Consider the following 19,797-nt stretch of genomic DNA (forward strand, 5'->3'; position numbering starts at 1 on the left):
CGAATTCTCAAAACGACATGAGGAGCTCACATGGCTGATTGGTCCGCCGCCCAATATCTGAAATTCGAGGACGAGCGCACGCGTCCGGCGCGCGATCTCGCAGCACAGGTGCCGGTGGATTTCCCGCGCCGAGTCGTCGACATCGGCTGTGGACCGGGCAACTCGACCGAGTTGCTTGTCGAGCGCTGGCCGGATGCGCAGGTGAGCGGCTTCGACACGTCGCCCGACATGATCGAGAAGGCGAGGGCGCGCCTGCCTGACGTCAACTTCGATCTTGCGGATGCTTCCAAGTGGCAGCCGGCGGAGCCGGTCGACGTGATCTTCGCCAATGCGGTGTTCCAGTGGCTGCCGCAACATCCGGTGGTCTTCCAGCGGCTGATGGGTTTTTTGGCCCCAGGCGGCGCGCTCGCCATCCAGATGCCGGACAATCTTCTTGAACCGTCGCATCAGGTGATGCGGGAAACCGCGGCTGAAATGCCTTTTGCCGCGAAGATGAAAGACGCGGCGCGCGGTCCGTTGCCACCAGTGTCGTTCTACTATGACTTGCTCTCGCCATTGTCCGCCCGGCTGGATATCTGGCACACGGCCTACAATCATCCACTGGCCGACGCAGAGGCGATCGTTGAATGGGTGAAATCGACCGGGTTGAAACCGTTCCTCGATCCGCTCGAGGCGCACGAGCGCAAAATGTTCCTCGACAGCTACACGGCCAAGATCGCCAAGGCCTATCCGAAGACGGTGAACGGCAAGGTGCTTTTGCGGTTTCCACGCATCTTCATCGTCGCCAAGCGGGCCTGATTGTCCACACCAAGCTGTGCGCCTGGTGAAGTCAGGCTTAAGTCGGCGTAAACCGCCTCAGTGAGAAAAGTGTTGCGCCGGAGCGTTCCGGCGCCCACATGAAGCCCGCAACGCCTGCGGATGGGACGGACTGGACATGCATCGCGTCATCATCAGCGGCATTGGCGTTGAAATCCCCGAACCCACGATCACCAATGAAGAACTGGTCGCCAGCTTCAATGCCTGGGTCGACATGGAGAATGCGCGCCGCCAGGGTACCGACGAGCCACCACTGGCGAAATCGGACAGCGACTTCATTGTCCACGCCTCAGGCGTGCGCACTCGCCATGTGATCGAGCGCGAAGGCATTCTCGACCCGACCCGCATGGCGCCGCGCATGCCGGCGCGGCCCGATGACGCGCTATCGCTGGAGGCCGAGTTCGGCATCGCCTCGGCGCGAAAAGCCCTCGACCATGCCGGGCTGAAGCCGTCCGATATCGACCTGATCATCTGCTCGGCCTCGCACCACCAGCGGCCTTATCCGGCGATCGCCATCGAAATGCAGGAGGCGCTGGGCACAAGGGGCGCCGGCTTCGACATGGGGCTTGGCTGTTCGTCCGCCGCGGCGGCCCTTCACATGGCGGTCAATCTGGTGCGCTCGGGTGCACACAAGCGCATTCTGGTGACGACGCCCGAGATCATCACCGGCCATCTCAATTTCCGCGACCGGCAGACGCATTTCATCTTCGGCGACGCCTCGGTGTCGATGGTGGTGGAGGGACTTGCTCAGGGCGACAAACGGCCGGGGCGTTTCGAGGTGCTGGACACACGCATCTGGACGCAGATGTCGAACAACATCCGCACCAATCTGGGCTATCATACCCGCACCGCCCAGGAGGATCCCTACATGATCAACCTGGAAGGCAATCTGATCAAGCAGGTCGGTAACAAGGTGTTCAAGGAAGTCACCGTCGCCGGGCAGAAGTTCATCGTCGAGTTCCTGGCCGAGCACGGGTTGACGCCGCAGGCAGTCCGGCGCTTCTGGCTGCATCAGGCCAATGCGCGCATGAATGCCATGATCCTGAAGCTGTCGTTCGGCCACGAGGTCGACCACGACCGCGCGCCGATGGTCCTGGAAAGGCTGGGCAACACGGCGGGCGCTGGCGCCATCGTGGCACTGTCGGAGAACCATGCCGACATGAAACCCGGCGATTTCGGCTTGATCTGCGCCTTTGGCGCGGGCTATTCCATAGGCGGCGCGCTTCTCAGAATGCTCTAGACGCTTCTCAGAGTGCTCTAGACTCGGGTATTCGCTACTCAACTGGCCTGCGAAGGCAGTCTCTTGCGCATCCGGTGCTCACGCACCCAAAAGTGCGCCTGGTTCCGGCTCCCGGAACCCACCATTCCATTCGCTTCGCACCCGCCTTCTACTCCCCCTCAGCCTGACTTCGATCTCAACAGCTCCCGGCGTTCGGGAGTGTCTCGGTTTGAAATCAACGCTTCTGAAGATGGAGGTTTTTCCAATGAGTGACGCCCGATGCAGTTGCGGTGCTCTGACGCTCTCGCTTCCAGGACCATCGAAACTGGTCGTCGCCTGCCATTGTCTTGACTGCCAACGCAGGACCGGCGCGCCATTTGGGGTCGGCGCCTTTTATCCGGTCGACGCCGTCGCCATCTCCGGAGCTGCGAAAGAGTTCACCCGCGATGCAGCCAGCGGCGACAAGGTCCACACCTACTTTTGTCCGAACTGCGGATCGACGATCTACTGGAAGGCCGACAAGCTACCGTCGCTGATCGGCGTTGCAGTCGGCGCGCTGGCAGACCCAAAATACCCGCCCCCCGTCAGATCGGTTTTCGAGCAGTCGAAACATGATTGGGTTCAAATCGATGGCGCTGTCGAACACTTCCAGCAAAGCAGCGCGACAAAAAATTCAAGCTGAGCTGGCGTTCAACTGCCGTATTGGACCGGCGCGAACGGCACCAGCATCGGAACGCGCCTGGCATAGTGGTCATAGGCGCTGCCCAACTCGCCGCGCAGGAAGCCTTCTTCCAGTCTTGCCTTGGTCACGATGCCGATGATGAGCAACGCGGTTCCGGCAATGCCCCAGACCGTACCCTTGGCCGCCATGGTGGCCAGGATCGCCAGCAGCAGTCCGGTGTAGATCGGATGCCGGACCAGCTCATACGGGCCGGTGTCAACGACGTGGTGCGCGGCCTTGGCGGTGATGGTGCCCGACCACAGCCTGCCGAGATGCAGGCGCGCCCACCAGGCAAAGGCGATGCCGACGGCGATCAGGGCGACACAGATCCATGCCTCGGCGAAGTTCGGCATCCATAACCTGAGCCGGCCTTCGTAGCCGTGCGCGGGAACGAACAGCAACACCGCGCCGACCAGCCAGAGAACCCGATAGCGAGCCTCCGCCCTGAATCCGGCGCGTTTCTGGGCAGGGTCGGCCCAGAGCGCTGCGGCGGCCCAAGTCACCGCCCAGATCAACCAAAGCAGAGTGATTGCCGTCCCGGGTCGCATGGTGAGTCTCCTGAAACTGCCTGGCTGTCACCATGAAACCGGCGCGGCTCGTCAGCAATGCGGCGCCGCTTGGGACTGGTTCCATTTCAGGTAAGAAGATCGTGATCCGCGCCCTCATTCATTGGGGCAGTTGAACATCCACTGCACACCAAAGGCGTCGACCAGCATGCCGAAGCTGGTTCCCCAGTATTGCCGCGCCAGGGGCACGGTGATCCGGCCGCCCGCGGCCATGCGGGTGAAAAGCTCCCGCATCGGCGACAGGCTGCTGAATTCCAGGCAAAGGGCGGAGCCTTTCATCGGCTCCGCATCATCATTGTCCGAGGCATGAAACAGCACGCCCGGGCCATCGAACCGCGCATGCAACACCTTTCCGCGCATGGCTTCAGTGCGCACCGGCATGGTGTTGTCGCCCCAGCGCAGCAGGATCGTTGCCCGGCCAAGGCCGCACTGTTCGTAGAAGGCCAATGCCGACTCGCAATTGGTGGTGAAGAACAGCGAAGGGGAGAGCCGCATCGGTTCGCTCCTGTTCATCGCGGCCGCCAAATCACTGCGCTGCGGCGGTTGCGGCAGCGACAAGTGCCTCGCCTGAATATTGCCGGCTGCCAATGCCCCAGCCGCCGTCGGGCGCATTGATGATGTTGATCCAGGTGTTTTCAGGCCGGTGGCCGGGCACGCAGAGCTCGGCGACAATCCCGGCAGCCGTGGTGATAAAGGCATTTCGGGTTTCGATCGAACCAAGGCCGATGTTCGGCAGCTTCAGCTCGACCATGACGACCGGCCGATTGGCGCCACCGGCATAGATGCGATGCAGCGGCAGGATATGGACAGTGCCGCCGACGATCGCGGTGAAAAACGAATTGCCGGTGGCGCCGGAGGCTTCGATGAGGGCGGCGCTGAGACGCGGCAGGATCTCACGCTCTCCCGCCGGGGTCAGTACGCCTTCCGGCGCGGTCACGGTGATTGGCATTTGGCTCTCCTTTTCTCTGGTTTCCAAGGTCTTGCCGGCGGCTGTATCTTCCGGCTTGTTATGTTTCGTATCAATTGTTACGTTATGCGGAGAGAGCGAGTCAACGGGTTTCGTATCGATCACTATGGAAAATTTGGAAAAGCCAAGGGGTGGCCGGCCACGCGCGTTCGATCCCGACCGGGCACTGGATGCCGCGATGCATCTGTTCTGGGAGCATGGCTATGAGGCGACGTCGCTGGCCATGTTGCGCGAGGCGATGGGGCTGACGCCGCCGCAGATCTACAACGCCTTCACCGACAAGGAGACTTTGTTCCGCAAGGCGCTGACGCGCTACCACCAGACCGAGATCGGTTTTGCGCTGGACGCGCTGAGCGCGCCGGTGCCGACGGAAGAGGCGATCCGGCGGTTGCTGCTCGGCGCGGCGCAGGCCTATTCCAGGCCCGGCAAGCCGGGTGGCTGCCTGTTCGTCAGCGGTGCGCTCGCAGTCTCGCCGCAGGCGCAGGCCATCGCCGATGAACTGAAGGCGTATCGCAAGACAAGTGAAGCGGCGATCGCCGAGCGGCTGGCCAAGGGCCGGGCAATGGGCGATTTTCCGAAAGGTCTCTCCGTCGAGGGCTTCGCCAAATACCTGGCCGGCGTCATGAACGGCATGTCGATCCAGGCGCGGGACGGCGCTTCGTTCGAAGAGTTGCGCACTTTGGCCCAAACCGCTCTTGCGGCGTTGCCGGCCGAAGGGCAAAAACAGGGCGCATCATCCAAGGAATGAAGCCGATGCTGGATCTCTTCCCCGAGGCTGAAAAGCCGATCGAAATCGTCCCGGCGCGAAAGCTTGCCGCCAAGGTGGCAGCGCTTTATCTGGCGCCATCGGATCATTTCGAAACGCGCCCGGTCGATGCGTTGCGGCTGGGCTTCGATGGCATATCAGGCGATTTCCACGCTGGCGCGACGCGGCGGTCGGGCGGGCGCGAGCCATGGTATCCGCGCGGCACCGAAATGCGCAACGAGCGGCAATTGTCTGTGGTGGCGGCGGATGAACTGGCCATCGTCGCCGAACGCATGGGCCTGGCCGAGATCAAGCCGGAGTGGATCGGCGCAAACCTTTTGATCGAGGGTGTGCCGCATTTGTCCATGCTGCCGGCCGGCACGCTGCTGTTCTTCAAGGACGGCGTGACCATCAAGGTCGACGCACAGAACGGGCCTTGCCGCCTCGCCGGGCGATCGATCGCCGAACATGCAGGGATGGCCGACGTTGAGGCCGGCGCGCTGCTATTTCCGAAATCGGCGAAGCGCCTGCGCGGCCTCGTGGCCTGGGTCGAGAAGCCGGGAACGATCAAGGCCGGCGAGGAGATATCGGTGCGCGTGCCGGAGCAGTGGATCTATCAGAGCTAGACTCTCGCCCGCATCGGAATAGGCATCTCCGCATGGGGGCTACGCCGCCGGGGGCGGCGTAGCAAAAAGCGCTGGCCTTAGGCCTTGCGGTTCTTCTTCGCGCCCTGCGCCATGATGGAAACGTCGTCCCATTTTTCCCAAGTGGCGATGCGGTTGGCGTATTCCTGCTTGATCATCGGCAGGCCGCCATCGCCGAAGAACACCCTGAGCGGCGGCTCGGCGGCGTCGACGATGGCCAGCATCGCCGGTCCGGTGGCCAAGGGATCGCCGGCGACCGAATTGGCGCGGCGCTCGGCCATCTTGGCGCGGGCGGGCGCGTAGGCCTCGATCGGCTTGGAGACCTTGGCCGACGGACCGGCCCAGTCGGTGGAGAAGCCGCCCGGTTCGACCAGTGTCACATGGATGCCGAATTCCGCGACCTCGATGCCGAGCGACTGGCTGAAGGCCTCCAGCGCCCATTTCGAGGCGTGGTAAAGACCGAGCGAGGCAAAGGCATTGACGCCGCCGATCGACGAGATCTGGATGATGTGGCCGGAGCGCTGCGCCCGCATGATCGGCAGCGCGGCCTGGGTGACCCAAAGGGCGCCGAACACATTGGTTTCGATCTGGTCGCGGGCTTCCTGTTCGCTGACTTCCTCGATGGCGCCGAAATGGCCATAGCCCGCATTGTTGATGACGATATCGAGCCGGCCAAAGCGCTTGTGCGCCTCGGCTATCGCGGCGTCGACGGCTTTCTTGTCGGTGACGTCGAGCTTTATCGCGGCGATATTGTCGCCGTATTTCTCGACGAGATCGGCGAGCGTGCCGGCATCGCGGGCGGTCGCCGCGACGCGATCGCCACGGGCGAGTGCGGCCTCGGCCCAGACCCGGCCAAAGCCCTTCGACGATCCGGTGATGAACCAAATCTTGTTTGTCATGATGTGGAGTCCTTGCCCCTGCGGGCGTGATTTCGGGTGAAAGCGGAGGCTTCTCCGCTTTGGGGCATATACGGACGATCCGGCGTTTTTCCAGAGGCGAAGGATATCTTTTTGAACAATCCGCCTTGTTGATCAGGGGTATTGCACCGGGCTCGACCATGCCGGGTCGTCGTGCTTTTGCCAATAGAGCGCCACCAGGCGGCTGGTGATCGGCCCGACCTTGCCGTTCGCGATCCGGCCGCCGTCGATCTCCGTCACCGGCATGATGCCGCCGGCGGTGGAGGTGATGAAGACCTCGTCAGCCTCGTGCAAAGCGGCGACACTGACATCGGTGGCGACGGCGACGAGACCTTGTTCGGCGCAGAGATCGAAAACGGTGCGCCGGGTGATGCCGGGCAGCACGCCAATGGCCGGCGTCGACAGTTTGCCATCCTTGACGCAGAAGACGTTGAAGCCCGGGCCCTCGGCGACATTGCCGTTGAAATCGAGAATCACTGCGGTCTCGGCGCCGCGGTCATAGGCATCGTAGAGGCCGCGCACCAGATCGAGCCAGTGATAGTTCTTGATCGCCGGATCGATCGAGGCCGGCGGGATACGCACCTTGTCGCTGATGGCGACGCGCAGGCCACGCTGCAACTGCTCGGCATTGGCGACCGAGCCGAACGGCACCGCGAACGCCATGAAGCGGTTGACCGCCTGGCGCGGGTCTCGGCTGAAGGTCGGCGAGGCGCCGCGCGTGCACAGCATTTCGACATAGGCGCTACGATGTCCCGACAACGCCACGCAATTGAGCAGGATCTCGGTCACGCCTTCACGGTCGAAGGGGATCGTCATGCGCAGTTTTTCGAGCCCGCTGAAGAAACGGTCGAGATGCAGGTCGAGGCGGAAGAAGCGGCCATTCCAGACATGCACGGTGTCGTAGGTGGCGTCGGAATGCAGAAAACCCCAATCCAGCACCGAGACCTTGGCTTGCGACATCGGCAGGTACTGGCCGTCGAGGAATGCGACCCCGTCGGGATAGGAATGCGGGTCTACGTGGCGGTCGCTGACCGTCGGTAGTGGGTTTGCATCCTGTCTTGCCTTCGTCTGGCTCATCGGGGCGTCCTGTCGCGCAAGGCGGATCAGCAGGCTATCGGCGCCACGCTGAAGGCATAGAGCCAGCCGAAAGGTGCTGTTCGTCCTCGATGGCGATCCGGCCGATACATTGGACTGGACTTGCCTTATGTTGCGAACTCTGACCGGGAGGGGGACATGGGCAGGTTCGGGACCGTCATCGCAGCCATGATGATTTTTGCCGCCACAGGCCAAGCCAGTGCCCAATGCGCTCGCGAAGGCGAGGAACTGTGCCAGAGCGGCCAGACCTATCGCTGCGAGAAAACCGGCAGCGAATTGACGCCGATCTTCCAGAACGTGCCTTGCGCGGTGAATGCGCCGACGCTGAGCGGCACCTGGGTCGGCAGCGGCCACCAGAGCCCGGCCGGGGCCACCGGCGCCGACTGGTCGATCGCCATGACGATCAATGATGGCGGTGCATCGATCGACTATCCGTCACTTGGCTGCGGCGGATCCCTGTCCCAGACGTCCAGGGACGAGACATCAGCGGAATACCATGAGAGCATCACTTACGGTCAGGACAAGTGCATCGACGGCGGCAACATCACCGTCAGGTTTTTCAAGGGAAATCTGTCCTGGACATGGACCGGCCAGGCCGACGGCCAGCCCTACAATGCGGTCGCCGTGCTGACGCGGCAATAACAGGCCTCTGCCTCATTCCTCCTCGTCGTCGGCGTCAAGCAGGCGTGTCGCGCGCCAGCGGGTGAGTATCATGTTGGTCTGTTCGATGACGAAAAAACGCGCCGAGTCGCGGTCGTAGCCTTCGCCCAGCAGTTTTTCGTAATCGGTGTGCACGTGGCGGATGTGGGCAATGGTCGCCAGCCATACGGCGATGGTCGGCGGCAATGTCTTCATGTGAACCGAGCCGGCATCGGCGCGGATCTTCTCCATGTCGGCATAGGGCGCCAGCGGCAGCAGTGCCGTCAGCGCCTTGGCGATGGCGCGGCGGCGTCCGGTCGGCGCTGCTTTCATCGCCGAATCCGATTGGGCTCGTCGCGCCCTGCGATGGTCGCGTCGGCGAAGGCATCGGTCGAGGCGAAGTAGGGTTTTATGTCGATGACCGGCGTGCCGTCGAGCACGTCGATGGCGTCGAGATCAAGGCGTCCGGCGCCGATGTCAAGCCCGACCAGCCTGGCCACATGCAGGCCGACCGGGTTCGGCCGGGCAGGCGAGCGCAGCGAAAATACGCCTTTGGCTTCAGCCGCATGGCGGGGTTTCTGCACAATCAGAGTCCTCGGCGCGTGGTGCAGCCAGGACAGGATGATGATGTGGCTGGCGCGCTCCAGCCCCTGCAGGCCACTGCGATAGGGTGCGTCGATGGTCAGCACTGCCGGCTGCCAGGTCTCGCGCGCGGCGCGCATATTCTTCGGGCAGGTCTCCCGTGTCGTCCATGGCGAGGTTATGCGGCCGATGAAGACGATACCGCCGTCGGCTGGCATCAGCGCCGGATCGGTATCCAGCTCCTGCTCTCCGTCGCGCACCTCGAACATCTCACGCGGTCCGGTCATTCCGCCCTCGCATCTGTTTGATCGGGATCACGCAAGCGGCATTTTCTTGTCCGGAAGCGACATAGCGCTTGCAAGGATGTGAAAATCGACATAAACATATGTTTATATCTTTTTCAAAGAGAATACGCTGATGCATGTCTCGCTCGACACCATGGTGGACACATTGAAGGCGGCGGCCGAATCCAGCCGCCTGCGCATATTGGCACTGTTGTCGCGCGGCGACCTCACCGTTTCCGATCTTACCGAAATTCTCGGTCAGTCGCAGCCGCGCGTTTCACGGCATCTGAAGCTGTTGCTGGAGGCCGGGCTGATCGGCCGCTACCAGGAAGGGTCGTGGGCCTTTTTCCGCCTGTCGGATACGGATTCGGCGCGCGACTTCGTGCTGGGGCTGGTTTCCAGCATTCGCGGCGCCGACCCCCAGGTCGAGCGTGATCAAGAGCGACTGGGCTCGGTCAAGCGCAAGCGGCAGGACCGCGCGGCTGAATATTTTTCGGTGAATGCGGCAAGCTGGGACCATATCCGCTCGCTGCATGTGCCGGACCGCGCCGTCGAGGCCGCGATGCTGAAGCTGGTCGGCAAGCGGCCGTTCCAGTCGATGCTCGACCTCGGCACCGGCACCGGGCGGCTGCTCGAAATCTTCTCGCCGCTCTACCGGCGCGGTGTCGGCATCGACATGTCGCGCGAGATGCTGACCGTGGCGCGCGCCAATCTCGACAAGGCAGGGGTTTCGAATGCGCAGGTGCGGCAGGGCGACATCTTCGCGCCGCCGGTCGAACGTGACGCCTTCGATCTCGTCACCATCCACCAGGTGCTGCACTACCTCGACGATCCCGCCCGCGCCATCCACGAGGCGGCCCGGCTTTTGCGGCCGGCCGGGCGGCTGGTCATCGTCGACTTCGCGCCGCACACGCTGGAATTCCTGCGCGACGAGCACGCGCATATGCGGCTGGGCTTTTCCGACCGGCAGATCGCCGACTGGTTTACGGAAGCCGGCCTCGATCTCGAGGACAGCCAGGAGTTCGAGCCACGCGGCGGCAACGAGGCCAGGCTCACCGTCAAACTCTGGCTTGGCCGCGACCGACGCCTGCTGATCGCCGATCCTTCCAACGACACAAGGCAGATAAGGGAAATTGCCTGATGAACCAGTTCCGCTTTTCCCGCCGCCCAGACATTGGCGACAAGGTCAGGGTTTCCTTCGAGTTCTTCCCGCCCAAAACCGACGAGATGGAGGCACGGCTGTGGGACACGGTGACCCGGCTGGAGCCGCTGAAGCCGAAATTCGTCTCGGTGACCTATGGCGCCGGCGGCTCGACGCGTGAGCGCACCGCACGCACGGTAAAGCGCATCCTGACGGAAACCGGCATTCCGGCCGCGGCGCATCTGACCTGCGTCGGTGCAACGCGCGACGAGGTCGACGCGGTCATCCAGGATTGCAAGTCGATCGGCATCAACCGATTCGTGGCGCTGCGCGGCGATCCGGCCTCGGGTGTCGGCGAATCCTATCGCCCGCATCCCGGTGGCTACGAGAATGGTGCGGAACTGGTCGCCGGACTCAAGAGGATCGCGGATTTCGACATCTCGGTCGCGGCCTATCCGGAGAAGCATCCGCAGAGCCCCGATTTCGCCACCGATATCGAGATGCTGAAACGCAAGGTCGACAATGGTGCGACGCGCGCCATCACCCAGTTCTTCTTCGACAATGATCTCTACGAGCGCTATGTCGAGCGCGTCCGCCGCGCCGGCATCTACATCCCCATCGTGCCGGGCATCCAACCGGTTCACAGTTTCAAGCAGGTCGCGAACTTTTCCGCGAGGGCGGGCGCGCATGTGCCCGGCTGGCTGGCGGAGCGGTTCGAGGGCCTGGACCAGGATCCGCAGACGCATGCGCTGGTGGCGTCGGCGGTGGCAGCCGAACAGGTCATGGACCTGGTCGAGCGCGGGGTCGGCGAATTCCATTTCTACACGATGAACCGAGCCGATCTGGTTTTTGCCATCTGCCACATGATCGGCATCCGCTCACACGAAGCCGAGCCGGCCGGTACCGCCGCAGCTTAGAGCAATTCCCCGTTCGGAATCGCGTCAAGCAAAGATATTCAAAAGGGCTTCCGAAATGCAAAAAGGCCGGGTAAAGACCCGGCCTTTTTCGATGGTTTTGACTATGTGGTGCTGGTCTTCCCCGTCTTGGCGGGTCAGGGAAGAAAGCCCATAATGAGGGCTCCGATGAAGGCGAACGCAGCACAGATCATCAATGCGTTGATAGGCCTCGTAAGTCCCATGACATAGCCTCCTCTTAAAGAGCTATATCCGAGAGTCTAGGTTCATTTGTGCCACAGGCAAGCGAAAAATGTGCTGCATTGCGACGTGATTGCTAGATTTGCGACCCGCCTTTTGCCGTTAGGCATTGAAACTCTTCGGCAAAAACCCGCTTCAGACCTGTGAACAAAATGTGGCGGCGATGTGTCACTATCGTGTCATGGCAGCGCTACCGCGGCGCTCTAACGCCTTCCGAACAGCCGTCCGTCGATGGTGACGAGGCCAAGTGCGATCAGCACCACACCGCAGATTTCGAACAGTTCGAGCCGTTCGCCGAGGAACAGGAAGCCGAGCAGCATGGCGCTGGCCGGCACGATGAGCGTGACCAGTGAGGCATTGGTGGCGCCGGCCGAGGCGACGAGGTTGAAATAAAGGATGTAGGCGAAGGCGGTGGACAAAAGCGCCAGCGCCAGCACCGCCGCCCAGACCGGAGGCGAGGCGGAGAACAGACCGGCCGGGCCATAAGTGAAGAGCACGATCGGGATCATGATGATGGTCGAGGCGGTCAATTGTCCGGTGGCGATGACTGGCGAGGGGACGGCCTTGAAGCGGCGGGCGACCATCAGCGCCACACCATAGGACAGCGAAGCGCCGATCAGCGCGAATTTGGCCCAGACCGGACCGCCGAGCCCGGCAAGCAGGCCGGGGCCGATCATCACCGCCGTGCCGGCGACGCCGAGCGCAATGCCGGCGAGCTTGTTCCAGGAGAGCTTTTCGTCTGATGTCAGCGCGTTGGCGAGGATCAAGGTCCAGAACGGTGTCGTTGCGTTGAGCACCGAGGCGACGCCGGCGCCAAGCTGGGTCTGGCCGGCGAAGATCAGCGAGAAGGGGATGACATTGTTGGTGAATGCCAGCAGGAAGAACAGGCCGGCATGGGGAAGCGCGAGGCGAAAGGACGGTCCGCGGAGAGCCAGATACAGTTGCAGCGCAATCGCCGCGATGGCGACGCGAAACAGCACCAGCACCAGCGGATGAAGTTCTGCCACCGCTATGCGGGCAAAGAAGAACGAGCCGCCCCAGATTGCACCGAGCAGCAGAAGCTGCCCCCAGTCCTTGAGCACCATCGGCCCGCGTGATGCGGATGTCGCGGCCATTGCCATGTCAATTGTCCTCCCCAGACGGCCTCAATGCCGGCCGGTCAGCCAGAACGCATATCGGGTCTGGCGACAAGGGCCACCCGAAACCTGACTAATGGCAAACGTTGCTGCCAAAAATCTAGCGCCGCTGCGTCAGTGCCACGAGACACAGAATTGTTTTCATTAGCCGCTAGCTTGGATTAATTGTGCGCAGCCGACATGAGGATTCGTCCATGCAGCGATTCGAGAATGCCCGCGAGGCGGCACTGGCGCTTCGCCCGGACGATCCGGTCTATTGCTTCCGACCGCAAGTGCTGATGGCGGATGCCAGGCAGTTCATGGGCATGTTCCCCGGCAAGACCGCCTATGCGGTCAAGACCAATGGTGAGCCAATCGTACTCAAGGCGCTGGTCGAGGCCGGCGTCTCCGCTTTCGACGTCGCTTCGCCCGGTGAGTTCGCCGCCGTGCGCGCGGTCTCACCCGATGCCGAAATGCTCTACATGCATCCGGTCAAGGCGCAGTCGGACATCAAGCTGGCGCTGGAAAAGTACGCCATCCGTGTCATTTCGCTCGACCATGAGGACGAGATCACCAAGCTGACACGGGTGGTGCGGGCGCTCGACATCGATCCGGGCGCAATAGCCGTGTTCGTGCGGGTCCAGACGAAAGGATCGGCCGCCTATGAACTGTCGAAGAAGTTCGGCGCCGGGCCGGCCTATGCGGTCGAACTGGCGGAGCGGCTGAACCGCACCGGGTACAAGGTCGGCCTATGTTTCCATGTCGGCAGCCAGATCGAGGATCCCGATACCTATGAGCGGGCGCTGGCGTCGGCCGACTGGGTGCGCAACCGCCTGACCTTCGACATTGCCGGGCTCGATGTCGGCGGCGGCTTTCCAGCCGAGTACGGCCACGACCCGAACCGCAAGCAGATCGAGATGCCGTCGCTCGGCCAGATCATGTCGCGGCTTTCCGGCGACCTGAAGGAATACCAATTCGACCAGATACCGCTGGTGGCCGAGCCCGGCAGGGTGATCGTGGCGCGCTGCCTGTCGCTGATCGTGCGGGTGCTCTTGCGCAAGGGCAAGCGGCTCTACATCAATGACGGCATCTGGGCGTCGCTGTCGGACTCATGGACCGGCAAGATCACGCTGCCGGCGCGTTTCATCCCCGATCCGGCGATTCGCTCGCGCAATGGCGAGGAAAAGAACATCGTGCCGTTCAAGGTCTGCGGCGCGACCTGCGATTCCGTCGACATCCTGTCGCGGCCGTTCTGGCTGCCGGAAACGGTCGACACCGGCGACTGGATCGAGATTGGCCATATTGGCGCCTATTCGTTGTCGCTCCGGACCCGCTTCAACGGCTTTTACCCCGACACCTTCGTCGAAGTGACGACCCCGTTCGACGAAGGCGACGCGCCGCAAGGATTTGCGAGTTTGGAGACGATGGCGAACTAGCCGTTTGTTTCCGCCCTTTGAAACGGAAGCCGCTTCACACTTTTTCCTGGAATTGCGCTAAGCAACGCCGCCTCCGGCCTGGATGTTCTCGCCGGTCAGCCAACGCGACTCCTCGCTGGCCAGGAAGACCGCGACATCGGCAACGTCGCGAGGCGCTCCGATACGGCCGAACGGCGACATGCCGGCCGCTACTGCCCGATCGCGCTCCGGGAGCAGATCGGTGTCCGTGAAGCCCGGCGACAGCGCATTTACCGTTACGCCGCGCGGCCCGAGTTCACGCGACAGGACGCGCACGAACTGTTCGATGGCCCCCTTGCTGCCGAGATAGAGGGCTGTCTGAGTGAAGAACATCTTGGTGCCACCAGTTGAGACGGCGATGATGCGGCCACCATCGCGCACGCGGTGCGCTGCCTCCTGAAGCGTGAAGAACGTGCCCTTGGCGTTGGTGCCGAAGACGAGGTCGAAATCGGCTTCGCTGGCCTCGATCAGCGGCTTGATGACAGCGATGCCGACATTGGCAACGACAAAATCGATCGCGCCCAGCTGACTTTCGGTCTCGTCGAACAGACGGCGGACATCGGAAACACTGGATATGTCGGCCTGGATGGCGACCGCCTTTCCGCCCCTGCCGGCGATGGCGGCCACCACCTCGTCAGCGGCTTTCCTGTTGGCGACATAGTTGATGACGACGGCCGCACCGCTTGCAGCAAGCCCCTCGGCGATGGCGCGGCCAATGCCGCGCGAACTGCCGGTGACGAGTGCGGTTTTGCCTTGCAACGACAGAGACATGATCCATTTCCTTCAACTATTTCTGGGCCATATCGGTTTCGTATGACGAGGCCTGCTGGGAAAATAGCGATATGCAATTAATCATGTAATAGCCTATTATTTGATTGGCTTGTTAATCCAGGAATACACAATGCGCGGATCCGAATTCACTGAGCTCAAGGCATTTTCGGCGATCGTGGAGGAGGGGAGTTTCGTTCGTGCGGCCGCCAGGCTGCGGGTGTCGCCGCCAGCACTCAGCCAGTCGATTCGGCAGCTGGAGGAGCGGGTCGGCGTCAGATTGCTCAATCGCACGACGCGCAGTGTTTCACCGACCGCCGCTGGCGATAAGCTGTTTGCCCGTCTTGCCGTAGCGTTCGGCGAACTCGACGGTGCAGTCGCCGACGTTCATGCAGCGCGTGACCGGCCGGCGGGCTCGCTGCGCATCAACGTGCCGCGCATCGCCGCGGTGCGCTTCATCGCGCCGATCCTCGGTGACTTCCAGCGCACATATCCCGATATCGCGCTGACGGTCATCGTCGACGACATGCTGACCAACATTGTCGAAGGGCGGTTCGATGCCGGCATCCGGCTCGGCGAACGGTTGGAAAAGGACATGGTGGCGGTCAAACTGAGCGGGGACCTGCAGATGGCTGCTGTCGCCGCTCCCATTTATTTCGAGAACCGGGCGATCCCTCGCCGTCCTCAGGATCTCCACCAGCACCAATGCATCAAATTCCAGTGGCCCGGCGGCAACATTTACCGATGGGAGTTCTCGCGCGGCAAACGGGCTCTGGAAATCGCCGTCGAGGGTAACCTGACTTTCAACGAAACCGACCTGATGCTCAACGCCGCGCTAGATGGCGCGGGTATTGCCTACATGATGGATTACCAAGTCCAGCCATGGATCGAGAAGGGCAAGCTGGTCCGTTTTCTCGAGGCTTGGTCACCAAGCTTTCCAGGTTTTTATCTATACCACCCAAGCGCACGCCACGTGCCGCCAGCCTTGCGAGCATTCATAGATTTTGTGCGGGAGAGGCGATGAATGCCGATGGCCTCTCGGTTGCGACGGGATAAGGTTAGGGTGTAGTTATTCTTTGGGTCGTAGAGGCTCATGTCTGACGTCTACAATACTTGGCGCCAACTTCAAAAATCATACCGGCAATTCACAGTTTCGCCAAAAGCTCCGGTGTCGGCCAGCCATCCACCGGTAGGCCAAGGCGCATCTGCTCCTTGCGGATGGCTTCGCGGGTGTTGGTGCCGAGGATGCCGTCGACCGTGCCGACATCGTAGCCCCTGGCTTCCAGCTTGGTCTGCAGCGCCTTCAGCTGCTCGTTGTTGAGGCCAGTCTCGGGATTGCGCGGATCGAACTGTGGCGCGCCCGCCAGCCTGGCGGCGAGGTTGGCAGCGGTCAGCGCGTAGGTGAAGGACTGGTTCCATTCGAGATAGACGTCGAAATTGTCGTAGGTGAGGAAGGCTGGCCCCTTGCGGCCCATGGGCAGCGCGAGGCCCGCTTTCAGGCCGTTGTCGACCAACGGCGCGCCGCTGGGGTAGGTGACACCCCATTGCGCCCATTGCGTCAACGGGAGCTTATTGGTGCGCCCGGTCTGGTCCCACGGCATGTCGTCGGGCACGCGGACTTCCTGGATCCAGGGCTCGTCGCGTTTCCAGCCACGCGACAGCACCTTGTTGGCGGTGGTCATGATCACATCCGGCACGCTGCCGCGCAGGTCGACCTTGCCGTCGCCATCGCCGTCGACGCCGCGCGCCAGATAGTCGGAAGGCAGGATCTGGGTCTGGCCGATCTCACCGGCCCAGGCACCCCTGACATCGGCCGGCACGACGCCGCGATCGATCAATTCCAGAAGTGGCACGAGTTGAGGCCGGAACAGTTGCGGGCGGCGGCAATCATGGGACAGCGTCACCAGGGCGCTCAGCGTGTGGAAATCGCCCTGCACGGCGCCGAAATCGGTCTCCAGCGCCCAGAAGGCGGCGATGATCGGTGCCTGGACGCCGAATTGCTGGTCGGCACGGGCGAAGACATCGGCGTATTTCTTCATGTTCGCCGCGCCTTGCTTCAGCCGGTAGGCCGAGATCATGCGATTGGAAAATTCGGTGAAGGTCTGGGTGAAGACGCCCTGGGCGCGGTCGCGCGCCAGGACCTTGTCGTCGATGGTGGCATCCTCCAGCGCGTCCAGGCCCACGGCACCGACACCGGCCGCCTTGGCTTCCGCCGCTACGCCCTGCTTCCAGGCTTCGAAGTCGCCGCCACATTCCTGCGCCATCGCCGGCAAGGCCGTGGCGCACAAGAACAGCGCCGCGAGGGCTTGGGAACGCAGTCGCATCAGCTTCCTTTCGAACGAATGAGGGCATTTGTCGTGCCCCCCTCGGAAGCCCCAATGCCCTTGATTACCGCCGGTTGCACTCTTTGCCGCCGGCTGTGTCGAAAAGCAAGCGGCAGGCCCGGTGTCAACGGTGTTCTGCCGAAGCCCCTTATTCCGCTCTGCCGTTACACTGGGGTCAGCGGGTGTTCTGCCGCAACCACTTGTTCCACGCGGCTTCGCTGCCATTGAAGACGTTGATGTCGGACTTGCCGGTCATGCCCGGAACGATGCCGGTTCCGGTGTATTGCCAGAAGGTGAAGGGGTGACTGCCGTATTTTTCGCGCGGATGGCCGGCGACGGAACGCAGCCAGTAGGGATAGCCGCGGAAGGTCGATAGCTGGTTGTCATCGAAGAAGTCGACCGAGGTGTAGATGATCGGCTTCTTGCCATAGTGCCGTTCGACGATTTCGAGGAAGGTGGTCATCTCCGCGCGTACCGTGGCGGCATCGGGACGCAACCTGCAGGTTGGCGATTTCGGGTTCCACTCCATGTCGAGGACCGGCGGCATCGCCGAGCGATCGACCGGGACGTTCTGGATGAACCAGCGCGCCTGCTGGGCGGCGGGCGTGCAGAAGTAGAAGAAATGGTAGGCCGCGCGCGGAACGCCGGCGGCTTTCGTGCGGGCCCAGTGTTCGTTGAAATATTCATCGAACCGGTCACCGCCCTCGGTCGCCTTTATGAAGGCGAAGGAGATGCCGTTGGCCTTGGCCGCCGGCCAGTCGACCGAAGTCTGGTATTTGGACACGTCTGTGCCGTGGACGGCATAGTTCCACGGTGCGCCGCTTTCCCATTCATGCGGCTTGGAATCGGCAAAGCGCGGCGCGCGCACGGCAACCGTCGTCGGGCTGCTGGACGCAGACGGTGACAGTGGCGAGAGATCGTCCACCGTCGAGCAGGCGCTAAGCAGCGTCAGCATGATGAGGCCCGCAAGACGGCGCATCGCAACTCCCGAGCCGGATTCAGCCGGTCGCTGATGGGTCTGTGCACTGATGGCCGGCGCTTTGTCTGGCCCCCGACGAGCGATCGCCCCACAGCATCGCCCGGTATCTTCGCTTTCGTGCGTGTCGTTGTCCCAAAACCGCTGCGCACTTTTGGGCGACATGCATCCAGTGATCGCCGAACATGGTTGATATCAGGTTGACGGCGCTCGACAAGCACTGCGATTTGCGGAAGCAATGTCGGCAAATCGATGACATGAGCGTCAGGCACGGGGCCTGGAGGAAACAAATGCGGATCGTCGCCAAGATCGTCAGATGGCTGCTTGGCCTGGTCGCGCTGGCGATCGCCGCGCTCTTCGCCTGGCTTTACATCGCGCCGCCGGAAATGATCCGCGTCGGCTCCGGCTATTCGGCCAAGATCGTCTGCTCGAACGTCTTCATCGCCGGTCGCGACGCCAACGAGGTGCTCGCGGTCGACGTGCAGGCGCCTGGGCACCCGCTGCTACGGCTGATGCGGGTCTCGGTGGACAAGAATAGGGGAACGGTCTCGGCGGGCCTGCTCGGCTTCCTTGGCAAGAGCCTCGCCGTCGCCCGTGACGGGCTGGGCTGCGCCTCGGTTCCCGATGGCGATGTCGGCAAGGCGCGACGGACGGCGGTCTATGCCGAACCGTCGGCGGTCAGCCAGGACGCGCTGTGGCCGGAGGGCGAACGGGTCGAGCCATCACAGGACCCGGTGATTGCCAAGCTGCTCGACGATGCGGCGCTGACCGGCAGCGGCATGCGCGCGGTGGTGGTGGTCAAGAACGGCCGCGTCGTCGCCGAGCGCTATGGCGCGGGCTTCTCGGCAAAGACGCCGCTGCTCGGCTGGTCGATGACCAAGACGGTGAACGCTGCGATCGTCGGCACGCTGGTCAAGGACGGCAAGATGGCGGTCGACAACAAAGGCCTGTTCGCGCCGTGGAAGGCGGATAGCCGCGCCGCGATCAGCCTTGCCGACATGATGGCGATGTCGAGTGGACTGGAGTTCAACGAGGACTATGGCGACGTTGCCGACGTCACGCGCATGCTCTACCTCGAACCCGACATGGCAGGCTTCGCCGAAGCCAAGCCGCTGGCAGCCGAGGTCGGCAAAGTGTTCACCTATTCGAGCGGCACGGCGGTGATGCTGTCGCGCCTCTGGCAGGACGCGATCGGCGACAAGGGCAAGGCGCTGACGTGGCCGCGCACCGCGCTGTTCGAGCCGCTCGGCATGCACAGCGCGGTGCTCGAGACCGATGAACAGGGCACCTTCGTCGGCTCATCCTATCTCTATGCCACGGCGCATGACTGGGCCCGCTTCGGCCAGTTCCTGCTGCAAGGGGGCGTGTGGAACGGCAATCAGGTGCTGCCGGCCGGCTTCGTCGACTGGATGCGGGAGCCGGCGCCAGCCTCGAAAGTCTACGGCAAGGGCCAGTTGTGGATCGAGGCACCGGGAGACGAGAAGAAGCCCGGCGCCGGCGTGGCGGCGGGCCTGCCCAAGGACACCTATTGGATGGAGGGCCATGACGGACAGACGGTCACCATCATTCCCTCGGAGCAACTGGTGGTGGTGCGGCTTGGGCTGACGCCAGCCAAGCTCGGCTACCGCCCTCAGGCGATGGTCGGGGCTCTGGTGACCGCGCTACATTAG

General features: G+C 62.8%; 22 protein-coding genes. 11 read left to right on the plus strand and 11 right to left on the minus strand.

Going from position 1 to position 19,797, the window contains the following annotated elements; all coding sequences use genetic code 11:
• Window positions 1-30 precede the first annotated feature (30 nt).
• The 3 genes from tam (at window position 31) to AC0ZT5_RS09445 (ending at window position 2,717) form a co-directional block, all read left to right on the plus strand.
• Window positions 31-798 carry a trans-aconitate 2-methyltransferase gene (gene tam / locus AC0ZT5_RS09435; RefSeq protein WP_488496229.1) on the plus strand — a complete coding sequence of 256 codons (768 nt, stop codon included), beginning with the start codon at window positions 31-33 and terminating at the stop codon, window positions 796-798.
• Window positions 799-934: 136 nt separating this feature from the next.
• Entirely contained in the window at window positions 935-2,056 is a 1,122-nt protein-coding gene (locus AC0ZT5_RS09440; protein ID WP_488496230.1) for a beta-ketoacyl-ACP synthase III, read from the plus strand.
• A gap of 244 nt (window positions 2,057-2,300) precedes the next feature.
• Window positions 2,301-2,717 (plus strand): GFA family protein, encoded by a 417-nt coding sequence (locus tag AC0ZT5_RS09445; RefSeq protein WP_488496231.1) that lies wholly within the window; start codon window positions 2,301-2,303, stop codon window positions 2,715-2,717.
• An 8-nt stretch (window positions 2,718-2,725) separates the two neighbouring features.
• On the opposite strand, the gene AC0ZT5_RS09450 is transcribed toward AC0ZT5_RS09445, so the two are convergent.
• The 3 genes from AC0ZT5_RS09450 to AC0ZT5_RS09460 all read right to left on the minus strand — a co-directional run bounded on the left by AC0ZT5_RS09450 (window position 2,726) and on the right by AC0ZT5_RS09460 (window position 4,271).
• Window positions 2,726-3,304, minus strand: a complete 579-nt coding sequence (locus AC0ZT5_RS09450; RefSeq protein ID WP_488496232.1) for a methyltransferase family protein — start codon at window positions 3,302-3,304, stop codon at window positions 2,726-2,728.
• 114 nt (window positions 3,305-3,418) lie between these two features.
• Window positions 3,419-3,817, minus strand: coding sequence for a VOC family protein (locus AC0ZT5_RS09455; RefSeq protein WP_488496442.1), 399 nt, complete (start codon window positions 3,815-3,817; stop codon window positions 3,419-3,421).
• 31 nt (window positions 3,818-3,848) lie between these two features.
• A complete protein-coding gene (locus tag AC0ZT5_RS09460) occupies window positions 3,849-4,271 on the minus strand; it encodes a tautomerase family protein (RefSeq protein ID WP_488496233.1) in 423 nt (140 codons plus the stop codon).
• A gap of 124 nt (window positions 4,272-4,395) precedes the next feature.
• Here AC0ZT5_RS09460 and AC0ZT5_RS09465 point away from each other — a divergent pair, with 124 nt between their 5' ends.
• Window positions 4,396-5,037, plus strand: a complete 642-nt coding sequence (locus tag AC0ZT5_RS09465) for a TetR/AcrR family transcriptional regulator (RefSeq protein ID WP_488496234.1) — start codon at window positions 4,396-4,398, stop codon at window positions 5,035-5,037.
• Between the two features lie 5 nt (window positions 5,038-5,042).
• Window positions 5,043-5,660 (plus strand): MOSC domain-containing protein, encoded by a 618-nt coding sequence (locus tag AC0ZT5_RS09470; RefSeq protein WP_488496235.1) that lies wholly within the window; start codon window positions 5,043-5,045, stop codon window positions 5,658-5,660.
• A 77-nt stretch (window positions 5,661-5,737) separates the two neighbouring features.
• On the opposite strand, the gene AC0ZT5_RS09475 is transcribed toward AC0ZT5_RS09470, so the two are convergent.
• Both AC0ZT5_RS09475 and AC0ZT5_RS09480 read right to left on the minus strand, forming a co-directional pair.
• A complete protein-coding gene (locus AC0ZT5_RS09475) occupies window positions 5,738-6,577 on the minus strand; it encodes an SDR family oxidoreductase (RefSeq protein ID WP_488496236.1) in 840 nt (279 codons plus the stop codon).
• 132 nt (window positions 6,578-6,709) lie between these two features.
• Window positions 6,710-7,672, minus strand: coding sequence for a D-amino acid aminotransferase (locus AC0ZT5_RS09480; protein WP_488496237.1), 963 nt, complete (start codon window positions 7,670-7,672; stop codon window positions 6,710-6,712).
• Between the two features lie 156 nt (window positions 7,673-7,828).
• Here AC0ZT5_RS09480 and AC0ZT5_RS09485 point away from each other — a divergent pair, with 156 nt between their 5' ends.
• Window positions 7,829-8,332 carry a hypothetical protein gene (locus AC0ZT5_RS09485; RefSeq protein ID WP_488496238.1) on the plus strand — a complete coding sequence of 168 codons (504 nt, stop codon included), beginning with the start codon at window positions 7,829-7,831 and terminating at the stop codon, window positions 8,330-8,332.
• 12 nt (window positions 8,333-8,344) lie between these two features.
• Here the strand turns inward: AC0ZT5_RS09485 and AC0ZT5_RS09490 are convergent, their stop codons facing one another.
• Window positions 8,345-8,662 carry a DUF2293 domain-containing protein gene (locus AC0ZT5_RS09490; RefSeq protein WP_477286830.1) on the minus strand — a complete coding sequence of 106 codons (318 nt, stop codon included), beginning with the start codon at window positions 8,660-8,662 and terminating at the stop codon, window positions 8,345-8,347.
• Window positions 8,659-9,198: a tRNA (N6-threonylcarbamoyladenosine(37)-N6)-methyltransferase TrmO gene (tsaA, locus tag AC0ZT5_RS09495; RefSeq protein ID WP_488496239.1), complete on the minus strand. Its 540-nt coding sequence runs from the start codon at window positions 9,196-9,198 to the stop codon at window positions 8,659-8,661. The genes AC0ZT5_RS09490 and tsaA overlap by 4 nt, the downstream gene beginning before the upstream one ends.
• Before the next feature lie 130 nt (window positions 9,199-9,328).
• Between tsaA and AC0ZT5_RS09500 the strand changes: the two genes are divergently transcribed.
• Both AC0ZT5_RS09500 and metF read left to right on the plus strand, forming a co-directional pair.
• Window positions 9,329-10,336, plus strand: a complete 1,008-nt coding sequence (locus AC0ZT5_RS09500; RefSeq protein ID WP_488496240.1) for an ArsR/SmtB family transcription factor — start codon at window positions 9,329-9,331, stop codon at window positions 10,334-10,336.
• A complete protein-coding gene (gene metF / locus AC0ZT5_RS09505; protein ID WP_488496241.1) occupies window positions 10,336-11,253 on the plus strand; it encodes a methylenetetrahydrofolate reductase [NAD(P)H] in 918 nt (305 codons plus the stop codon). The genes AC0ZT5_RS09500 and metF overlap by 1 nt, the downstream gene beginning before the upstream one ends.
• A 440-nt stretch (window positions 11,254-11,693) precedes the next feature.
• Here metF and AC0ZT5_RS09510 read toward each other — a convergent pair whose 3' ends face one another.
• Complete coding sequence (locus tag AC0ZT5_RS09510; RefSeq protein ID WP_488496242.1) at window positions 11,694-12,611, minus strand: DMT family transporter; 918 nt, start codon at window positions 12,609-12,611, stop codon at window positions 11,694-11,696.
• Window positions 12,612-12,820: 209 nt separating this feature from the next.
• Between AC0ZT5_RS09510 and AC0ZT5_RS09515 the strand changes: the two genes are divergently transcribed.
• Window positions 12,821-14,041 carry an alanine racemase gene (locus AC0ZT5_RS09515; protein ID WP_488496243.1) on the plus strand — a complete coding sequence of 407 codons (1,221 nt, stop codon included), beginning with the start codon at window positions 12,821-12,823 and terminating at the stop codon, window positions 14,039-14,041.
• A 57-nt stretch (window positions 14,042-14,098) separates the two neighbouring features.
• On the opposite strand, the gene AC0ZT5_RS09520 is transcribed toward AC0ZT5_RS09515, so the two are convergent.
• Complete coding sequence (locus tag AC0ZT5_RS09520; protein ID WP_488496244.1) at window positions 14,099-14,830, minus strand: SDR family oxidoreductase; 732 nt, start codon at window positions 14,828-14,830, stop codon at window positions 14,099-14,101.
• Between the two features lie 130 nt (window positions 14,831-14,960).
• On the opposite strand from AC0ZT5_RS09520, the gene AC0ZT5_RS09525 reads away from it, so the two are divergent.
• Window positions 14,961-15,851: a LysR family transcriptional regulator gene (locus tag AC0ZT5_RS09525; protein WP_488496245.1), complete on the plus strand. Its 891-nt coding sequence runs from the start codon at window positions 14,961-14,963 to the stop codon at window positions 15,849-15,851.
• 121 nt (window positions 15,852-15,972) lie between these two features.
• Here AC0ZT5_RS09525 and AC0ZT5_RS09530 read toward each other — a convergent pair whose 3' ends face one another.
• Window positions 15,973-17,151 carry a lytic murein transglycosylase gene (locus tag AC0ZT5_RS09530; protein ID WP_488496246.1) on the minus strand — a complete coding sequence of 393 codons (1,179 nt, stop codon included), beginning with the start codon at window positions 17,149-17,151 and terminating at the stop codon, window positions 15,973-15,975.
• Window positions 17,152-17,326: 175 nt separating this feature from the next.
• Window positions 17,327-18,130, minus strand: coding sequence for a glycoside hydrolase family 25 protein (locus tag AC0ZT5_RS09535; protein ID WP_477286844.1), 804 nt, complete (start codon window positions 18,128-18,130; stop codon window positions 17,327-17,329).
• A 287-nt stretch (window positions 18,131-18,417) separates the two neighbouring features.
• On the opposite strand from AC0ZT5_RS09535, the gene AC0ZT5_RS09540 reads away from it, so the two are divergent.
• Complete coding sequence (locus AC0ZT5_RS09540; protein WP_488496247.1) at window positions 18,418-19,797, plus strand: serine hydrolase domain-containing protein; 1,380 nt, start codon at window positions 18,418-18,420, stop codon at window positions 19,795-19,797.

This window comes from Mesorhizobium sp. CNPSo 4670 (assembly GCF_057784235.1).

Excerpts from the sequence above, each read along its gene's own strand:
- tam (WP_488496229.1), top strand. The coding sequence starts at position 31 with ATGGCTGATTGGTCCGCCGCCCAATATCTGAAATTCGAGGACGAGCGC.
- AC0ZT5_RS09440 (WP_488496230.1), top strand. The coding sequence starts at position 935 with ATGCATCGCGTCATCATCAGCGGCATTGGCGTTGAAATCCCCGAACCC.
- AC0ZT5_RS09445 (WP_488496231.1), top strand. The coding sequence starts at position 2,301 with ATGAGTGACGCCCGATGCAGTTGCGGTGCTCTGACGCTCTCGCTTCCA.
- AC0ZT5_RS09450 (WP_488496232.1), bottom strand. The coding sequence starts at position 3,304 with ATGCGACCCGGGACGGCAATCACTCTGCTTTGGTTGATCTGGGCGGTG.
- AC0ZT5_RS09455 (WP_488496442.1), bottom strand. The coding sequence starts at position 3,817 with ATGCGGCTCTCCCCTTCGCTGTTCTTCACCACCAATTGCGAGTCGGCA.
- AC0ZT5_RS09460 (WP_488496233.1), bottom strand. The coding sequence starts at position 4,271 with ATGCCAATCACCGTGACCGCGCCGGAAGGCGTACTGACCCCGGCGGGA.
- AC0ZT5_RS09465 (WP_488496234.1), top strand. The coding sequence starts at position 4,396 with ATGGAAAATTTGGAAAAGCCAAGGGGTGGCCGGCCACGCGCGTTCGAT.
- AC0ZT5_RS09470 (WP_488496235.1), top strand. The coding sequence starts at position 5,043 with ATGCTGGATCTCTTCCCCGAGGCTGAAAAGCCGATCGAAATCGTCCCG.
- AC0ZT5_RS09475 (WP_488496236.1), bottom strand. The coding sequence starts at position 6,577 with ATGACAAACAAGATTTGGTTCATCACCGGATCGTCGAAGGGCTTTGGC.
- AC0ZT5_RS09480 (WP_488496237.1), bottom strand. The coding sequence starts at position 7,672 with ATGAGCCAGACGAAGGCAAGACAGGATGCAAACCCACTACCGACGGTC.
- AC0ZT5_RS09485 (WP_488496238.1), top strand. The coding sequence starts at position 7,829 with ATGGGCAGGTTCGGGACCGTCATCGCAGCCATGATGATTTTTGCCGCC.
- AC0ZT5_RS09490 (WP_477286830.1), bottom strand. The coding sequence starts at position 8,662 with ATGAAAGCAGCGCCGACCGGACGCCGCCGCGCCATCGCCAAGGCGCTG.
- tsaA (WP_488496239.1), bottom strand. The coding sequence starts at position 9,198 with ATGACCGGACCGCGTGAGATGTTCGAGGTGCGCGACGGAGAGCAGGAG.
- AC0ZT5_RS09500 (WP_488496240.1), top strand. The coding sequence starts at position 9,329 with ATGCATGTCTCGCTCGACACCATGGTGGACACATTGAAGGCGGCGGCC.
- metF (WP_488496241.1), top strand. The coding sequence starts at position 10,336 with ATGAACCAGTTCCGCTTTTCCCGCCGCCCAGACATTGGCGACAAGGTC.
- AC0ZT5_RS09510 (WP_488496242.1), bottom strand. The coding sequence starts at position 12,611 with ATGGCAATGGCCGCGACATCCGCATCACGCGGGCCGATGGTGCTCAAG.
- AC0ZT5_RS09515 (WP_488496243.1), top strand. The coding sequence starts at position 12,821 with ATGCAGCGATTCGAGAATGCCCGCGAGGCGGCACTGGCGCTTCGCCCG.
- AC0ZT5_RS09520 (WP_488496244.1), bottom strand. The coding sequence starts at position 14,830 with ATGTCTCTGTCGTTGCAAGGCAAAACCGCACTCGTCACCGGCAGTTCG.
- AC0ZT5_RS09525 (WP_488496245.1), top strand. The coding sequence starts at position 14,961 with ATGCGCGGATCCGAATTCACTGAGCTCAAGGCATTTTCGGCGATCGTG.
- AC0ZT5_RS09530 (WP_488496246.1), bottom strand. The coding sequence starts at position 17,151 with ATGCGACTGCGTTCCCAAGCCCTCGCGGCGCTGTTCTTGTGCGCCACG.
- AC0ZT5_RS09535 (WP_477286844.1), bottom strand. The coding sequence starts at position 18,130 with ATGCGCCGTCTTGCGGGCCTCATCATGCTGACGCTGCTTAGCGCCTGC.
- AC0ZT5_RS09540 (WP_488496247.1), top strand. The coding sequence starts at position 18,418 with ATGCGGATCGTCGCCAAGATCGTCAGATGGCTGCTTGGCCTGGTCGCG.